The sequence below is a fragment of the Fictibacillus sp. KU28468 genome, from assembly GCF_026153615.1.
Classification (GTDB): Bacteria; Bacillota; Bacilli; order Bacillales; family Fictibacillaceae; genus Fictibacillus_C; species Fictibacillus_C marinisediminis.
The window spans coordinates 2,470,004-2,486,987 of sequence record NZ_CP110666.1 but is presented as its reverse complement, the minus strand read 5'-3'; the positions used below and the strand labels follow the sequence as shown (position 1 = coordinate 2,486,987).

Genomic DNA, 16,984 nt, shown 5'->3' with positions numbered 1-16,984 from the left:
AAAAGGCATCCTGAACATTCATGTTCAGGATGCCTTTTTATGATTGCGCAGCGCAAGTTCAAGTTTTTTGTTTCTGACAATGGAGACCATATTGATGAGCAGGAAAATCATCGTGATATAAAAGATATCTTTAATGTTATAGGCCGCAGCTACAAAGGTTCCCAGCAATGGGCCGAACAGGTTCCCGAGAAAACGGGCAGAAGAGCTAATTCCAAAAGCGGTAGCCTGCAGGTTTGGAGGTGCCAGTTTTTTTACGAGAACATTCAGTGAAGGTATCATTCCTCCGATAAATAGGCCTAATAAAAATCTGCCTGCTAACAGGACCTTTACATCGGTAGCCAGAACTTGAGGCAGAAAAGCAAATGCAGCCATGATCAAAGAGAAGATGAGAACTTTCCGCTGTCCATAGCGGTCGCCGATTCTTCCAAGGATCGGTGACCCGATCAGGTTAGCAATACCCGTTACGGCACTGATCAGCCCTACGACTAAAGTCAAATGGCTGCCATGGTAAATGGTCCTGGTGTAAAGGGTGATGATCGGCTGGATACTCATCATTGCCAGCTGGGTGATGGCAGCCGCGATAAATACAGGAAACAGGGGTTTAAGTGCTCCCCATTCGTTTTTCTTTTTGATGCTTCTTTCCTTATTAACAGCTACATCTTCTTTAATAAAGAACATGACGACCATGCCTGCGATCAAAATAAGTCCTCCTGTGACAAAAAAGACACCTTCAAACCCAAAGATCTCAGACAGGAAGCCTCCGATTAGAGGACCGATCAGTGTGCCGACAATCTGGCCGGTCTGCAGTGTGCCGAGGGACCTTCCTGCATCTTTGTCTGGTGTGACGGAAGCCTGGAGGGAGATGGACATGGAGATAAAACCGGAGAACAGACCATTGATCAGACGCAATACGAGAAGCTGTTCCGGCCCTGTCACAAGCCCCATTAACGCTGTGACAGTTCCCATTCCTATAGCAGAACGGATGAGCATGACCTTTCGTCCATATCGGTCAGCAAGTGAGCCCCATAGCGGCTGAAATAAAAAAGAAGTGATAAACTGAGCAGAAAAAATCCAACCTGTCCAATGTTCAACACTTTGAATATTTGAAACTCCAAGTTTTTCAATATATAGTGGCAAAAAGGGGATGATCAAGCTCATTCCTGCGGCGATCAGAAAATTGGCCGGCCAAAGAATCCAAAGTGATCGTTTCCAATACATTGCAGCATCATCTCTTTCATATACGGTTTCTGCCTTTTATTTTACTCCTATCATTTAATAAAGTGAAATTTAAGTATTGTTAATTATTAAGTGTTATAGATATTTTGAAGGGACACCAATCATTCCTTTTACAATCGAAGTCTGTTATAATATTGAAGTTATCAGAGAAAAACACCTCTAGAGTTTCGCTGTTTGCAAGGGAGGAAATTGCAATGAACCAACAAGGATCGAATCCTGTGAAAGATAAAAATAAAACCTCTAAGGATTACGCCAGCTATTTTCAAACTACGTACCAGCCGCCTTCCTTAAAGGACGCTAAAAAACGCGGAAAAGAAGAAATTAAGATTGTAAAAGATTTTGTAATTGATGATGATTTACGAAGAATTGGAAATGGCAAGAAATTTTATATCAGGACCTATGGCTGCCAGATGAATGAGCATGATACGGAAATCATGGCCGGAATTCTCGGAGACATGGGCTATGAAGCTACGACAGAAGTGATGGATGCCGATCTAATCCTGCTTAATACATGTGCCATCCGAGAGAACGCCGAGAATAAGGTTTTCGGTGAACTGGGACATCTCAAGCCGCTGAAAGTGGACAAACCTGATCTATTGATCGGGGTCTGCGGCTGCATGTCCCAAGAGGAATCTGTTGTCAATAAATTGTTGAAAACCTATAATCAGGTGGATATGATATTCGGTACCCATAACATCCACAGACTTCCGCAGATCGTGAAAGAAGCTTATCTTTCAAAAGAACGAGTCGTTGAAGTATGGTCCAAAGAGGGAGATATCGTTGAGAATCTTCCGCGTGTACGAAAAGGCAACATTCAGGGATGGGTCAACATCATGTACGGCTGTGACAAGTTCTGTACGTACTGTATCGTTCCTTATACGCGAGGGAAGGAAAGAAGCCGCCGTCCGGAAGATATCATTGAAGAAGTAAGGCACCTTGCCCGCAACGGCTATCAGGAAGTAACTCTCTTGGGACAAAACGTTAACGCTTACGGAAAAGACTTTGAAGATATTAAATTCGGTCTCGGTGACCTGATGGATGAGATCCGTAAGATTGACATTCCGAGGATCCGCTTTACGACAAGTCATCCGCGGGATTTTGATGATCATCTGATTGAAGTACTAGCGAAGGGCGGAAACTTGGTCGAACATATCCACCTTCCTGTCCAGCACGGCAACAGTGACATTTTAAAGCTTATGGCGAGAAAGTATACGCGTGATCACTATCTTGAGCTCGTTGGAAAAATTAAGAAGGCCATTCCAAATGCCGCTTTAACGACAGATATCATCGTTGGTTTCCCGAACGAGACAGAAGAGCAGTTTGAGGAAACGCTGTCTCTCGTAAAAGAAGTCGAGTACGATGCTGCCTATACCTTTATTTATTCACCGCGGGAAGGAACACCAGCCGCCAAGATGGCTGATAATGTGCCTTTAGAAACGAAAAAAGAAAGACTGCAGCGTTTGAATTCAATCTTAAACGATATTTCGCTGAGCAAGAACCAAGCTTACCTCGACACGGTCGTTGACGTGCTCGTTGAAGGGGAAAGCAAGAAGAATCCAGATGTATTATCAGGGCATACCACAACGAATAAAGTGGTGAACTTTAAAGGGCCGAAACATCTCATCGGAAAGATTGTAAAGGTTCATATTAAAGATGCGAAAACGTGGACGTTAAGCGGGGATCTACTAGAAGAAAAGGCGGGAGTGTTAGAGGGATGACTTATACAAAAAGTGATATTTTAGACAAAGCAAAAGAGCTGGCAGAAATGATTGCACAAACAGAGGAAGTTGATTTTTTCAAAAAGGCGGAGCAGCAGATCAACGAAAACGGCACCGTTTCCTTCTTGATCGCACAGATTAAAAAGCTGCAGAAAGAAGCGGTCAACCTTCAGCATTACGGCAAGCAGGAAGCCCACAAAGAAGTCGAAGAAACGATTGATAACCTGATGAAGGAAATGGACAGTATTCCGGTAGTCCTGGAGTTCAAACAATCTCAGGCTGATGTGAACGATATTTTGCAGATGGTTTCCCATACGATTTCTAATACAGTCACCGATGAGATCATCGAGTCTACAGGCGGAGACCTTTTAAAAGGAACAACAGGCTCTGCGGACGGATGTTCAACCGGAAGCTGCGGCTGTCATTAATAGGAAAGATCAGGAGAATCTAACATTCTTCTGATCTTTTTTTGTATGAAAACCAACAGTATAAAAGAAAGTAATACAGTTAACCGTCTTTGTAATTTCACGTACCGTATTTTAATAATAAAAATTTTTAAAAATAGGTCACCATCTGGGCATCTTACATAAACTGTATTAACGGAATCATAAAAAGTTTTTTAGCACACTAGTCATTTGCCCTGCATAGGATGAAATGAAGATTGGAAGAGGAGGGATTAAGTCTATGTCAAACATAGATCAAGATCTGAATTACAGAGAGATAATTTGCAAAGCAGTATGCGGCAAGGGGCGGAAATTCTCTCAGTCAACACATACGATCACTCCAAGCCATAGACCTACGAGTATCCTTGGAAGCTGGATCATCAATCATTCATATAAAGCTTCCAGACAAAGTGATGACACGGTTGAAGTGGAAGGCCATTATGATATTAACGTCTGGTATTCATACAACAATAACACAAAGACCGAAGTTGTTACGGAAACAGTAGGGTATAAGGATTCGATCGTACTTAGTACAAGAGATGAGCATGCGACGGGAAAAGATCTTGAAATATCTGCCAGATGCATTCAGGCTCCAAACACTTTAGAAGCAACAATCTCTCCAAATGGCAGCCGCATGGTCATTCAATGTGAACGTGAATTCACCTGTGACGTAATCGGGGAGACCAAAGTTTGTGTATATGTGAACCCTGACGGTGCGCTTGATGATTGGGAAGAAAAAGACTGGGACTACGGACTGGATGATCAAGATGTTGAGGATATTGACCAATTCTTCATGGGTGAGCTGGATGAATAACGAAACAAGGAAGAAGATATCTTCTTCCTTGCTTTTTTATGTTGAGGGGGGGTTGTTTTCTTGAATCCAAATCTGCATCCTATGCTATAATGAACTATTGAAAAAAGAACTTAGAAGTTAGGTGAAAGCATGGCACAATACACACCCATGATCCAGCAATATTTGAAAATAAAATCGGCTCACCGTAACGCTTTTTTATTTTTCAGGCTCGGTGATTTTTATGAAATGTTTTTTGAGGATGCGACAAGAGCATCCCAGCTGCTTGAAATTACACTGACGAGCAGGGAAGGTGGAACTTCTGAACGCATACCGATGTGCGGGGTACCTCACCATTCCGCTGCCAATTATATTAAACAGCTCGTTGAGTCCGGCCACAAGGTGGCAATCTGCGAACAGGTAGAAGACCCTAAATCCGCAAAAGGGGTCGTGAAGCGGGAAGTCATCCAGATCATTACTCCAGGAACCGTGATGGACCATAACCTGCTTAAAGAAACCGAGAATAATTTTATTGCAGCCGTTTCATATAACGATGAAGAATACAGCATCGTACTGAACGATCTTTCTACCGGGGAATTAAAAGGATACGTTTATAAAGGTGATACATCTATGCTCATACAGGAGCTTCAGGCCATGCATGCAAGAGAAGTCATCATGTCGTCTGAACTTTATGAACAGATTGCTGAAATTGTTCGAATGAGATATCAGATCGTCAGTTCCATTCAGGACCAGAGTGAGGTGCCAGATCCTTTTCAGCATTTAGTCCAAGAAAACGAAAGAAAGCTGCTGAAGCAAGCATGCGGACGTCTCTTTCATTATTTGCTCCATACACAAAAACGATCATTGGAGCATCTGCAGCCTTTAAGCATCCAGCATATTAACGAATTCATGAAGCTCGACAGCTTTTCCAAGCGGAATCTGGAGCTTGTTGAAACAAACCGTTCAAAAGGAAAAAAAGGATCACTTCTATGGCTCCTCGACCGGACAGTGACTGGTATGGGAAGCAGAAGACTGAAACAATGGATTGAGCAGCCTCTTCTCGTCCCTGCGCTGATTGAACAGCGGCTGAATGTTGTGGAAGAGCTGATCAAGGAATTTTTTGTGCGCGAGGAACTGCGTGACAAATTAAAAAGGGTGTATGATCTGGAAAGGCTGGCGGGTAAAGTTTCGTTTGGCAATATTACAGCCCGTGACCTCATCCAATTAAAACAGACACTGGGAAGCGTACCGGGCATCAAACAGACCCTTTCTCAGTTATCCAACCCGTACAGCAGAGATCTGGCAGACAAGATGGACAGCCATGAAGAACTGTATCACTATCTTGAGAGCTCTCTGCATGACGATCCTCCTCTTTCTATAAAAGAAGGCGGACTGATCAAGGATGGGTATCATGACGAACTTGATACATACCGGGATGCCAGTGTGAACGGTAAAGCATGGATCGCGTCGCTTGAACAAAGAGAAAGAAGCGAGACCGGCATAAAATCGTTAAAGATCGGTTATAACCGGATTTTTGGCTATTATATTGAAGTTACCCGCTCGAACCTTTCTCTGATCCCCAAGGGACGATATGAAAGAAAGCAGACACTGGCTAACGCCGAACGGTTTGTAACCCCTGAACTTAAAGAAAAAGAAAGGCTGATCCTAGAGGCTGAGGAAAAAATGGTCTCGCTCGAATACGAGCTGTTTTTGCAGGTAAGGGAGCATGTGAAGAGCTATATTCAATCGCTGCAGCAACTGGCTAAGCAGCTCAGCGAGATCGACGTACTTCAGGCATTTGCTGTGGTCAGTGAGGAACAAAGATATGTGAAGCCTGTCATCTCTTCTGATAACCGCGTGGCTATTGCTAACGGCCGTCATCCCGTCGTGGAAAAGGTGATGGATGCCCAGGAGTATGTTCCAAATGATATCTATTTGAATAATGAGCGGTCGATGCTTCTGATCACAGGTCCGAACATGGCCGGTAAGAGCACATACATGCGGCAGCTTGCACTCACTTCTGTCATGATGCAGATTGGATGTTTCGTGCCGGCAGATGATGCAGAACTTCCGCTTTTTGATCAGATCTTTACCCGAATTGGAGCCGCGGATGACCTTGTCGGCGGGCAGAGTACATTTATGGTTGAGATGCTCGAAACAAGGTATGCCTTAAATAAAGCAACGGACCAAAGTCTGATTTTGCTCGATGAAATCGGGAGGGGAACATCTACTTATGACGGAATGGCGCTCGCTCAGTCCATCGTAGAGTTTATTCATAACTATATCGGAGCAAAGACGCTCTTTTCGACGCATTATCATGAGTTAACGGTCCTGGAGACGCAGCTCAGCTCGTTGAAAAATGTTTATGTATCAGCGATTGAAGAACAAGGAAGGCTTGTGTTTCTTCATAAGGTGATCGACGGACAAGCTGACAAGAGCTTTGGGATACATGTTGCACAGCTTGCAGAGCTTCCTTCAGCAGTAATCGAGAGGGCTAAGTTCATTTTAGAGGAATTTGAATCGGACGAGCGTTCTCCAAAAAAGGCAGCGATCGAGGCTGATACCCAGCTGAGTCTATTTATAGAAGAAAACGCTGCAGACAACATATCAAAAAGGAAACATGAAAAATCGGAGGTGGAAGAGTTTCTGAAATCGATGAACCTCTTGGAAATGACACCACTGGATGCAATGAACGCTCTGTTTCATCTGCAAAAAAAAGTGAAATAAAGGAGACGATCAAGTGGGAAAGATAATCCAACTGGACGATCACCTATCCAATAAAATCGCTGCCGGCGAGGTAGTAGAACGGCCGGCCTCTGTGGTCAAGGAACTTGTTGAGAATTCCATCGATGCTCATTCCAGCCGAATCGAGATCGAGCTTGAAGAGGGGGGCCTGTCTTTAATTCGGATCATTGATAATGGAGACGGGATCGAACCTGATGATTGTCAATTGGCATTCAGCCGGCATGCAACGAGTAAAATAAAAGAAGAGCAGGATCTGTTTCAAATCCGAACAATGGGTTTTCGGGGGGAGGCGCTCCCCTCGATCGCTTCGGTTTCCCAGATGGAAATGAAAACAGGGACAGGCTCTGGCCCGGGTACTGCTCTGACGATCATGAACGGGCAGATCCAAGCCGTATCTTCAACAAATTCCAGAAAAGGCACCGATATCACAGTTCGCCACCTGTTTTACAATACACCTGCAAGATTGAAGCACATGAAGACGATCAACACCGAGCTCGGCAATATAACTGACGTTATCAACCGGCTGGCACTGGGCCATCCTGAAATCTCTTTCCGGCTCAGGCATAATGGACGGGATCTATTAAACACAAACGGAAGCGGAAACGTGCTCAATGTCATTGCTGCTGTATATGGAATGAGTGTGGCCAGGAATATGGTTCCTGTAACTGCCAGGTCCCTCGATTATGAAATTGAAGGATACATCTCAAAACCTGAGATTACGAGAGCATCAAGAAATTACGTTTCATTGTTCATGAACGGAAGATATATCAAGAATTACGCGGTCCAGCGTGCTGTTCAGCAGGCGTTCCACACGCTTCTTCCCATCGGCAGATACCCGCTTGTCGTCCTGTCGATCACGATGGATCCGTCTATCATCGATGTCAATGTCCATCCATCAAAACTAGAAGCAAGGCTGAGCAAGGAGCCGGAACTCAACTCTTTAGTGGAAGAAGAAGTAAGGTACGTGCTGCGGAAGCTGAGGCTAATTCCCGAACCTTCGTCTTCAGCTGCTGTAAGGAAACTGGAGAAAGACCGTTCAGAACAAAGTACCTTCACGTTTGATCATGGAACGCAGCCATCTCAGCGTACTGAGAAGAAAGCTGTGATGGATGATCATAAGAAGATAATGCCTCCAACTGAAAAAATCTCTGCTGATCCTATGTTTACTGAGAGGATTTTAGAGGAGGAATCAGAGCTTCCAGATCAAATAAAAGAGGACCAGCATTTTATGGAGGATGAGCCGTTTTCTCTGAATCCGGAGCTTTCTCCTGAAAATAAGGAACTCACGGAAGAGGATCCCAGCAAAATTCCTGTGATGTATCCGATTGGCCAGATGCATGGCACATATATCATCGCTCAAAATGAAGAGGGCATGTATTTGATCGATCAGCATGCAGCACAGGAACGAATTAAATACGAATTCTTCAGAGAAAAGGTAGGACAGGTAGCTTCAGAGCTTCAGGAGCTGTTTGTTCCTATTACATTCCAGTTTACAAATAAGGAAGCCTTAATCATTAATGAAAATCTTGAAGTACTGGAAAAGGTAGGGGTCTTTCTCGAGCCGTTCGGCCAAACAACGTATATCGTGAAAGCACATCCTCAATGGTTTCCAACAGGGCATGAGAAAGAAAGCATCGAAGAAATCATAGAACAGGTATTGGCAGAAAAGCAGGCTGATATCAAAAAGTTAAGAGAAAAAGCCGCCATTATGATGTCGTGCAAAGGATCGATTAAAGCTAACCATCATTTGCGCAGCGATGAGATCTTCATGCTGCTTGAAACACTTAGAAAAAGCGAAGATCCTTACACCTGCCCCCATGGCCGGCCGATCATCGTCCATTTTTCAACGTATGAGATGGAAAAGATGTTTAAAAGAGTTATGTGATCGTAAAAACGGTGTCCTTTTAGAAGGCCGCCGTTTTTTATTCCTTCCCTTTTTGGATTTTTCCTCATGTTCGCGTTATGATAAAGATATCAATTGAAAAATAAAACAAACGGTATGATAGGAGTTTTTATGAAAGAAAGATTATTCGTGATTGTCGGTCCGACGGCTGTCGGCAAAACGAAAACAGGTATCGGACTCGCCAAAGCGTTTGATGGTGAGATCATCAGCGGTGATTCCATGCAGATCTATCGCAGTATGGACATAGGCACAGCAAAAATCTCAAAAGAGGAAATGGAAGGAATTCCTCATCATCTGATTGATATTAAAGATCCTTGTGATTCATTTTCAGCAGCTGAGTTTCAGGAGCTGGCCAGAACAAGCATTACTGATATTAACAAAAGAGGAAAAGTACCGATTATCGTTGGCGGTACCGGATTATATATCCGTTCGGTCACACATCAGTATGAATTCTCATCGGCTCCCGGGGATGAAGGCTACCGCAGGAAACTGGAGGAGCTTGCAAGGGAGAAAGGCGAGGTGCATGTTCATGCTCTCCTCGAAAAGAACGACCCTAAAAGTGCAGAAAAAATTCACTCTAATAATATAAGAAGAGTGATCCGGGCTCTTGAAATCTATCATTGCACTGGCAAGACGATGTCTGATACGCTCGCAGAACAGCAAACACACGAGGAATCACCTTACGAACTTGTTTTGATTGGATTATCGATGGATCGTGAACTTCTGTATGAGCGGATCAATCAGAGGGTGGATGAGATGGTAGCATCAGGATTGGTGGAAGAGGCCCATCGGTTATATTCAGAGGGAGTGCGTGATTGCCAATCCGTCCAAGCCATCGGGTATAAAGAAATTTACGAGTATCTTGAGGGAAGGCTGACGTTGGATGAAGCGGTCGAACTTCTTAAGCGGAACTCCAGGCGATATGCCAAGCGGCAGTATACCTGGTTCAGAAATCAGATGGACATCGAATGGTTTGATATGTCCTCACAAAACTTTTATGATAATTTTAAAGAAATCAGATTATTTGTAGAAGGAAAATTAAAGAACCTGTCGAATGATTATTCTAATGGCTAATGAGGAGGACTGTATACATGAAGCAAGCGATCAATATCCAGGATCAGTATTTAAACCAATTACGACGTGAAAACATTTATGTGACTGTATATTTACTGAATGGCTTTCAACTAAAAGGACTGGTGAAAGGGTTCGATAATTTTACGGTCATCCTGGAATCAGATGGGAAACAGCACTTAATATACAAGCATGCCATCTCAACTTTTACGCCTCATCGTCCAGTCGAGCTGCCGGCTGAAAATTAATACATAGGTTTGTTGGGAAGTAAAAGAAAAACCTTGCTGGGTTCACTCAGCAAGGTTTTTCTCTTTTGTCTTCGAAACGGATTGCAGATATTTATAATAACGTTCGAGGCTTAAAGAGGACTTGAACCCAAATTTTTCTTTGATCTGTTCGGGTTCTTTCTCCGTTTGAAGTTCACGAAGGATGCAAGTTCGTCTCATGTGCTGTGCGGAGATGCCTTTTCGCAACCCAGACCTTTTGACTTCGAGACGGATCATTTTTTGCACAGCGATCTCAGTCAGCGGTTTGGGTGAATTGGTCTTGTAGACCCAGCGGTAGGTTCCACGCTGGTAATCAAAGGCGGCAAAGAACGAATCATTGGAATACCAGGCAGGACGAACCGCAGCAGGGATCGTTTCGTAATAAGAATAAAGAAACGCTTGATCCTCTCGTTCTATCTTTATTTTTCGGGGGAGGCTCGTTTCAGAAGGTACTTGTATGATTCCCTTTGTAAAATTGATGTGTCTCATCTTCAAGGATGTCAATTCAAGTAATGTCAGGCCATAACGAGAAAGAAGAATGACGATGGAAAGGTTGCGGCTGATCAGAAGATGCCGGTATTTTTGTTGGTTCTCCGTCAGTCCTTCATACGATTTAATGACCTCAAAGAGTTTGTCCAATTCCTCGGAAGAAATAAAGTCATCATCTGTAAATTCAGTTTCCTCCCCAATCCCAAGATCCACTCCGTTTACCGGATTGTAGGCAAGTTTGCCTATCGAAATCTGAAACTGTACAAGCTGTTTTAACACCGTCAATACCCGGCGCAATGTTCGAAGCGAATAATTTCTTTCATGTATCAAAAAGTCAAAATAGGACTGATAGTCTTCTGTTCGCAGAGATTGGAATACAGAAAAGCTGTCCTCCTCTTTAACGACTCTCATCCACGCTAAAAAGTCGTTCAGATCGTAAAAATAGCGCCTGATGGTACTTTCCTGTCTGCCTTTCTTCTCCAAGGTCTCTAAATACACTGCCGAATAGCTGGGCAAGGAATCGATTAGCGGGAACATGGGTTACCTCCGTTTGGCGCTTTTGTTTAATTATACCAACTTCCACGTAGTGAAGCACTTTTAAATCCAAATGAATATTTGGACCGTTAAGTTTGAACACTAACCTTATCGATGATAAAAAGAGAGGGTTATTTCCATGAAACGATATGTACTGGCTGCAGCGGCTGTACTTTGGATATCCGGCTGTTCACAGAACGAACTGGATCTCGATAAAGATAAGAGCTATAAAGCTCCTACGAAAGTCAACATGAAGAACTTGCCCAACTCCCAGAATGATGCCCCGAACGTAAATGAAAAAAATTATGAATCAAAAAATGCGAAAGAAATTTCGGATTTGGCAGAGACAGTACCTGGGGTCAAAAATGCAGATGTAATTGTGAGCGGGATTTATACGTTGGTAGGCATCACACCGGATCATCACCTTACAAAGGGAAAAAGTGATCATCTGAGGTTGAGGGTTTATCAGACCATTAAAGGAAATGAACATGGAAAGAACGCAGCGATCACGACCGCCCCTTCCTTGATCAGGGAAATGAGGGCGATTCAAAGAAAGATCGACGCAGGTGACAATCTTAATACGGATGATGTTTATAATAAATTAGGAATACTGATTGGTAAAATTACACCAGTTTCAAATCAGGCGAAACGGAATTATCAGAAAGACCTCGACCGGACGAAGCAAAATAATATGGGCAGGCAGATCTACGAATAGATTATTTCCCGGATAAGCGCAGGAACTGACAAAAAACCGCTTGATTATTGGATATCTGCAGATCGTTCGAAAACCCAGAACCTAAAAAAACCACCCATTATCGAATGAGTGGTTTTTTGCGTTATTTATGCCTGAGCTTCGAGCGTCAGATCGTTTTCATCATTATTTTTCGTTACTTGCGGTTTGAACTTGCCGGCAAGGTAACTTGCGATCGTGATTGTAACGATGGAGTAGAGTGCATGTACAAAGCCGACCATTAAGGTTGCAGAAATAACAATAATAAAGTCGGTCAGAAATAATGTTTTCCCGCGGTTGATTGAAAGATGCTGATCCATATAGACAGCCAAAATGTGAATGCCGCCAAGTGATGCACCATTGTTTAACACGAGCACGACTCCTGTTCCGATAATCAGTCCTGATGCAATCGCAATGAGAAGAGGATGCATTCCAGGCGAGGGAGCAATCTTAAGAAATTCATTGATCAATGAAATCAGCGAGATACAGAGAAGTGTATACACCGAAAAGGAAATCCCCAGCCTTTTTACAGATAAAATAAAGAAAGGGAAATTGATCACGAAAAACCAGACACCCCATGAAATACCGGTCGAGAAGGTCAGCAGGGTGGAAATCCCTGCTGTTCCACCAAATGTCAGGTGGGAAACGGTAAGAAGTTTAGTTCCAAGAGCAGTTAAGAACAGCCCCATAAGAACTAAAAGGGCTTTTTTCAAAAAATACATATTCATCGTTCCTTTTTTATGCAGCTATTTTCAAGAATAAGGCAGCACAAAAAAATAGTCAATACATAATTTTGATTAAATATACATTTAATATTCTGAAAATATGATTTATTAGACGATTTAGATAACTTAATTTGAATAAATATTCATATAGATTAATGAAGATTAATATTTCAACCCTGGAGTAAGCCCGTATAATTGAAACTTTCGAGAATACATTAGAATGAGGGCTAAACGATAGGCATTTGTCACCATAAATAATGTCATGAGTATAATAATTCTAGACAGCTAAAGAGAGGTGAATCTCTTGCATGATTCCATGACATTTAAAAAGAAGACGCAAATTAATATTATTCTGAACCAAAATAATGAAAGAGATCGTGTTGAAGAAGAAGCGAGTCCTTCTGCGAAAGAAAGACAGCTTGAAAAGCACCTTCCATTAAAGAAGATGGAGCAGGAAATGTCATCGCTCGTTGGAATGGAAGAGTTAAAAGGCTTTATTAAAGAAATTTATGCCTGGCTTTATGTGAATAAATGCAGAGCGGAACAAGGACTGAAAGTGGAAAAACAAGTGCTTCATATGATGTTTAAAGGAAATCCAGGCACCGGGAAAACGACGGTTGCACGTATGCTCGGAAACCTTTTTCATGAGATGAATGTTTTGTCAAAAGGACATCTGATTGAAGTAGAGCGAGCGGATCTTGTGGGGGAATATATCGGCCACACTGCGCAAAAAACACGAGAGCTCCTAAAGAAAGCTATGGGGGGCATCCTTTTTATTGATGAAGCCTATTCACTGGCACGCGGCGGAGAAAAAGATTTTGGGAAAGAAGCCATTGATACGCTTGTAAAAGCAATGGAGGATCAGCAGCATGATTTTATTCTTATCCTTGCGGGGTATTCGGGGGAAATGGACCGTTTTCTTAAATTGAATCCAGGTCTGCCGTCAAGATTTCCCATTATGGTTTCCTTTCCCGACTATTCCGTCGATGAACTTATGGAAATCTCAAGAAAGATGGTAGCTGAGCGGCAATATATCATGGCGAAAGATTCAGAATGGAAGCTCCGGCAGCATCTTCAGCGGGTATGTGCAGCTGGAGAGAAATCCTTCAGCAACGGCAGATATATCCGGAATATCATTGAAAAAGCCGTCAGGAAACAATCAGTTCGTTTACTTAGAGAAGAGAGGACAGATAAGAAGGCATTGATGAGTCTGATCGCTGATGACCTTCATCTGGAAGAAAAACATGGAATTTGATATGATAGCTATATAATGAATAGGAAAGCAGGTAGGTTATTTGGAAGAAATCAAGCATTCTCATCTAGAGAAAGCCATCCTCGTTGGCTGCCAGTTACCAGGGCAAACCGACGAGCGATTTTTTTATTCAATGGAAGAGCTGGAATCGTTGACAAAAACGGCTCAGGGACAAGCTATCGTTTCTGTTACCCAGAAGCGGGAACGGTATGATTCTGCTACATTTATAGGCAAAGGTAAAATTGAAGAGATACTGGCGCTCGAAGAGGAACTGGAGCCGGATCTGATTATTTTTAATGACGAACTGACACCTGCTCAGAACAGAAATCTCTCCCGTTTTTTTGACGCAAGGATCATTGACCGAACTCAGCTCATCCTTGATATTTTTGCAACACGCGCACGGTCAAGAGAAGGAAAACTTCAGGTTGAACTTGCACAGCTGCAATATATTCTTCCTAGGCTGGCGGGTATCGGGGTTTCTTTGTCACGACTTGGTGCAGGTATTGGTACAAGAGGCCCAGGGGAAACCAAACTTGAAAAAGACAGAAGGCACATCCGGTCCAGGATCACTGAGATCAAACGCCAGCTCGAAGATATCGTCAGCCATCGTGGACGGTACAGAGAAAGAAGAAAAGAAAATCAGGCGATCCAGGCAGCGCTGGTCGGCTATACGAATGCAGGCAAGTCTACCATTTTCAATGGGCTAACCTCTGCAGACAGCTATGAAGAAAATTTACTGTTTGCCACATTGGATCCGCTGACAAGAAAAATGAGGCTGCCAGCAGGTCTCCAGGTGCTTGTGACAGATACGGTCGGTTTTATACAGGACCTTCCCACATCCCTGATTGCCGCATTTCGATCAACGCTTGAAGAGGTAAAGGAAGCAGACGTTCTCATCCATGTCATTGACGGCTCAAGCGAAGACCGTGATCAGCATGAATCCACAGTGCTTTCCATTTTGAAGGATCTTGACGCTGCCTCCATCCCGATGATTACAGTCTACAATAAAAAAGATCAGTTTAAAGAAGGTTTCATACCCACAACAGCTTCCTTCTCCATCTCGGCTTTTCAACAAGAGGATCTGCTTCTTTTAAAAGATGTGATTGAAACCGAAGTGAAGAAGCAGCTGGAATACTATCATATTTTTGTTCCGGCAGCAGAAGGAAGAAAGCTGTCGATGCTGAAAAACAGCACCATCCTGCTGGAACAGGTTTTCATTGAAGATACACAAAGCTACGAATGCAGAGGCTATGCCCTGCCGTCCATGAAATTACAATAAAAGGAGCACCTTATGTTTTCACAGTTTCAAAACGGAGATCGACTACAAAAATTAGCACAAGAGACGGAGAAAAAGATCCGGTCCCAGCATGACAGCATTCAACAGAGAGCTGAATTTAATCAGTTAAAAGTATTAAAAAGCTTTCGTGATCATCAGGTAAGTGATTTTCATTTTACTCCGTCAACAGGGTATGGCTATGATGATGCCGGCCGCGATACCCTCGAAAAGGTGTATGCTCAAGTGTTTGGCGCGGAAGCAGCCCTCGTAAGGCCGCAGATCATTTCAGGAACACATGCCATTTCTCTTTCATTGTTCGGTGTGCTTCTTCCTGGTGACGAGCTGCTGTACATCACAGGAAAACCATACGATACACTTGAAGAAATCGTAGGGATACGCGGGAAAGGGACAGGGTCGCTTAAAGAGTATGGCATTACCTATTCCCATACAGACCTTTCCCCAGCGGGAAGGCCTGATTTCAACACCATCTCAAAGGCCATCCACAGCAAAACGAAAATGATCGGCATTCAGCGCTCAAAAGGTTACGCAGACAGGCCGTCATTTACTATAGAAGAAATCGGTGAAATGATTTCCTATGTGAAGGAGATCAAACCAGATGTCATCGTGTTTGTTGATAATTGCTATGGTGAATTTGTAGAAGAAAAAGAACCATGCGAAGTCGGGGCTGATCTGATCGCAGGTTCACTCATTAAAAACCCTGGAGGCGGACTCGCCAAAACAGGCGGGTATATCGCCGGCAAGAAAGAACTCGTCGAAAGGTGTTCCTATCGTTTAACTTCGCCTGGCATCGGTGCAGAAGCAGGTGCTTCCCTTTACAGTCTTCTCGAAATGTACCAAGGATTCTTTTTAGCACCTCACGTTACAGCACAGGCCTTAAAAGGTGCGGTATTTACAGCTGCTTTTCTTGAAAGCCTGGGAATGTCAACCATTCCATCATGGGATGCAAAACGGACAGACCTGATCCAATCCGTCAAATTAGAAGATAAAAAACGGATGATCGCTTTTTGCCAGGCGATTCAGCTTGTTTCTCCTGTGAATGCCCATGCTGTTCCTTATCCGGCATACATGCCGGGCTATGAGGATGATGTCATCATGGCAGCTGGTACATTTATACAGGGAGCAAGCATTGAACTGACTGCTGACGGACCGATCCGTCCGCCATATATTGCTTTTGTGCAGGGCGGACTGACATACGAACATGTCAAGATTGCTATACTAACCGCTGCAGACCATTTGATACAGGAGAATTTAATCTAATTTTAAAGGTAAAAATAACCGGTAGACGAATGCCGGATGTTTTTTATGTTATTTTTTCTGACATAAGGTTGACATGTGAGGTTTTGTAACATAAGATAAAAGTAGTTGGAAGGAGGGCTTATGATGATGAATGATGATACGAGAAGGAATCAACCATTATTTCCGATCAGTATTGTTATGAAACTGACTGAATTATCTGCCCGGCAAATTCGATATTACGAAGAACATGAATTGATTCATCCGGCCCGTACCGACGGAAACCGGAGAATGTTTTCTTTCAACGATGTGGATATACTGCTGGAGATCAAAACTCTGATCGAACAGGGAGTTAACCTGGCTGGCATCAAACGAGTTTTTGAACTCAACCGACAAGCCGTTAACATACTGAAAGATGAGGTTAAGAACGAGCAAATGTCTGAAGCAGCACTGCATCGCCGTTTAAAACGGGAGCTTATGCATGCAGGGCGTCTTGGCAAAACTTCATTGATCCAAGGGGAATTATCCCGCTTTTTCCACTAATCTTAAAAA

At 43.2% G+C, this 16,984-nt stretch carries 15 protein-coding genes; 12 read left to right on the top strand and 3 right to left on the bottom strand.

All coding sequences use genetic code 11. The annotated features are described in order from the left end of the window. Positions 1–24: 24 nt before the first annotated feature. Positions 25–1,218, bottom strand: coding sequence for an MFS transporter (locus OKX00_RS12890; protein ID WP_091005517.1), 1,194 nt, complete (start codon positions 1,216–1,218; stop codon positions 25–27). A gap of 212 nt (positions 1,219–1,430) precedes the next feature. Between OKX00_RS12890 and miaB the strand changes: the two genes are divergently transcribed. The 7 genes from miaB (at position 1,431) to hfq (ending at position 10,154) form a co-directional block, all read left to right on the top strand. Further along, positions 1,431–2,954, top strand: a complete 1,524-nt coding sequence (miaB, locus tag OKX00_RS12885) for a tRNA (N6-isopentenyl adenosine(37)-C2)-methylthiotransferase MiaB (protein WP_062231848.1) — start codon at positions 1,431–1,433, stop codon at positions 2,952–2,954. Next, positions 2,951–3,382 carry a YlbF/YmcA family competence regulator gene (locus OKX00_RS12880; RefSeq protein ID WP_053354419.1) on the top strand — a complete coding sequence of 144 codons (432 nt, stop codon included), beginning with the start codon at positions 2,951–2,953 and terminating at the stop codon, positions 3,380–3,382. Before miaB ends, OKX00_RS12880 begins: the two co-directional genes overlap by 4 nt. A 256-nt stretch (positions 3,383–3,638) precedes the next feature. After that, a complete protein-coding gene (gene cotE / locus OKX00_RS12875; protein WP_053354418.1) occupies positions 3,639–4,211 on the top strand; it encodes an outer spore coat protein CotE in 573 nt (190 codons plus the stop codon). A gap of 129 nt (positions 4,212–4,340) precedes the next feature. Continuing rightward, positions 4,341–6,914 (top strand): DNA mismatch repair protein MutS, encoded by a 2,574-nt coding sequence (mutS, locus tag OKX00_RS12870; RefSeq protein WP_265407633.1) that lies wholly within the window; start codon positions 4,341–4,343, stop codon positions 6,912–6,914. Between the two features lie 13 nt (positions 6,915–6,927). Next, positions 6,928–8,817 (top strand): DNA mismatch repair endonuclease MutL, encoded by a 1,890-nt coding sequence (gene mutL, locus OKX00_RS12865; protein WP_265407632.1) that lies wholly within the window; start codon positions 6,928–6,930, stop codon positions 8,815–8,817. A gap of 129 nt (positions 8,818–8,946) precedes the next feature. After that, a complete protein-coding gene (gene miaA / locus OKX00_RS12860) occupies positions 8,947–9,909 on the top strand; it encodes a tRNA (adenosine(37)-N6)-dimethylallyltransferase MiaA (protein ID WP_265407631.1) in 963 nt (320 codons plus the stop codon). Positions 9,910–9,926: 17 nt separating this feature from the next. After that, positions 9,927–10,154 (top strand): RNA chaperone Hfq, encoded by a 228-nt coding sequence (hfq, locus tag OKX00_RS12855; RefSeq protein ID WP_053354414.1) that lies wholly within the window; start codon positions 9,927–9,929, stop codon positions 10,152–10,154. Positions 10,155–10,196: 42 nt separating this feature from the next. Here hfq and OKX00_RS12850 read toward each other — a convergent pair whose 3' ends face one another. Continuing rightward, on the bottom strand, positions 10,197–11,198 hold the full coding sequence (locus OKX00_RS12850; protein ID WP_265407630.1) for a tyrosine-type recombinase/integrase: 1,002 nt from the start codon (positions 11,196–11,198) through the stop codon (positions 10,197–10,199). A gap of 136 nt (positions 11,199–11,334) precedes the next feature. Between OKX00_RS12850 and OKX00_RS12845 the strand changes: the two genes are divergently transcribed. Further along, positions 11,335–11,910 carry a YhcN/YlaJ family sporulation lipoprotein gene (locus OKX00_RS12845; protein WP_062231858.1) on the top strand — a complete coding sequence of 192 codons (576 nt, stop codon included), beginning with the start codon at positions 11,335–11,337 and terminating at the stop codon, positions 11,908–11,910. A 125-nt stretch (positions 11,911–12,035) separates the two neighbouring features. Here OKX00_RS12845 and OKX00_RS12840 read toward each other — a convergent pair whose 3' ends face one another. Then, entirely contained in the window at positions 12,036–12,647 is a 612-nt protein-coding gene (locus OKX00_RS12840) for a YitT family protein (protein WP_265407629.1), read from the bottom strand. Positions 12,648–12,966: 319 nt separating this feature from the next. Between OKX00_RS12840 and spoVK the strand changes: the two genes are divergently transcribed. The 4 genes from spoVK to OKX00_RS12820 all read left to right on the top strand — a co-directional run bounded on the left by spoVK (position 12,967) and on the right by OKX00_RS12820 (position 16,975). Continuing rightward, the gene (gene spoVK / locus OKX00_RS12835; RefSeq protein ID WP_062232540.1) at positions 12,967–13,905 is read left to right on the top strand and encodes a stage V sporulation protein K; all 939 of its coding nucleotides are present in this window, start codon (positions 12,967–12,969) and stop codon (positions 13,903–13,905) included. Between the two features lie 40 nt (positions 13,906–13,945). After that, a complete protein-coding gene (gene hflX, locus OKX00_RS12830) occupies positions 13,946–15,181 on the top strand; it encodes a GTPase HflX (protein WP_265407628.1) in 1,236 nt (411 codons plus the stop codon). 12 nt (positions 15,182–15,193) lie between these two features. After that, positions 15,194–16,456 (top strand): methionine gamma-lyase family protein, encoded by a 1,263-nt coding sequence (locus OKX00_RS12825; protein ID WP_265407627.1) that lies wholly within the window; start codon positions 15,194–15,196, stop codon positions 16,454–16,456. Positions 16,457–16,582: 126 nt separating this feature from the next. Continuing rightward, positions 16,583–16,975 carry a MerR family transcriptional regulator gene (locus OKX00_RS12820; protein ID WP_053358269.1) on the top strand — a complete coding sequence of 131 codons (393 nt, stop codon included), beginning with the start codon at positions 16,583–16,585 and terminating at the stop codon, positions 16,973–16,975. Positions 16,976–16,984 lie beyond the last annotated feature (9 nt).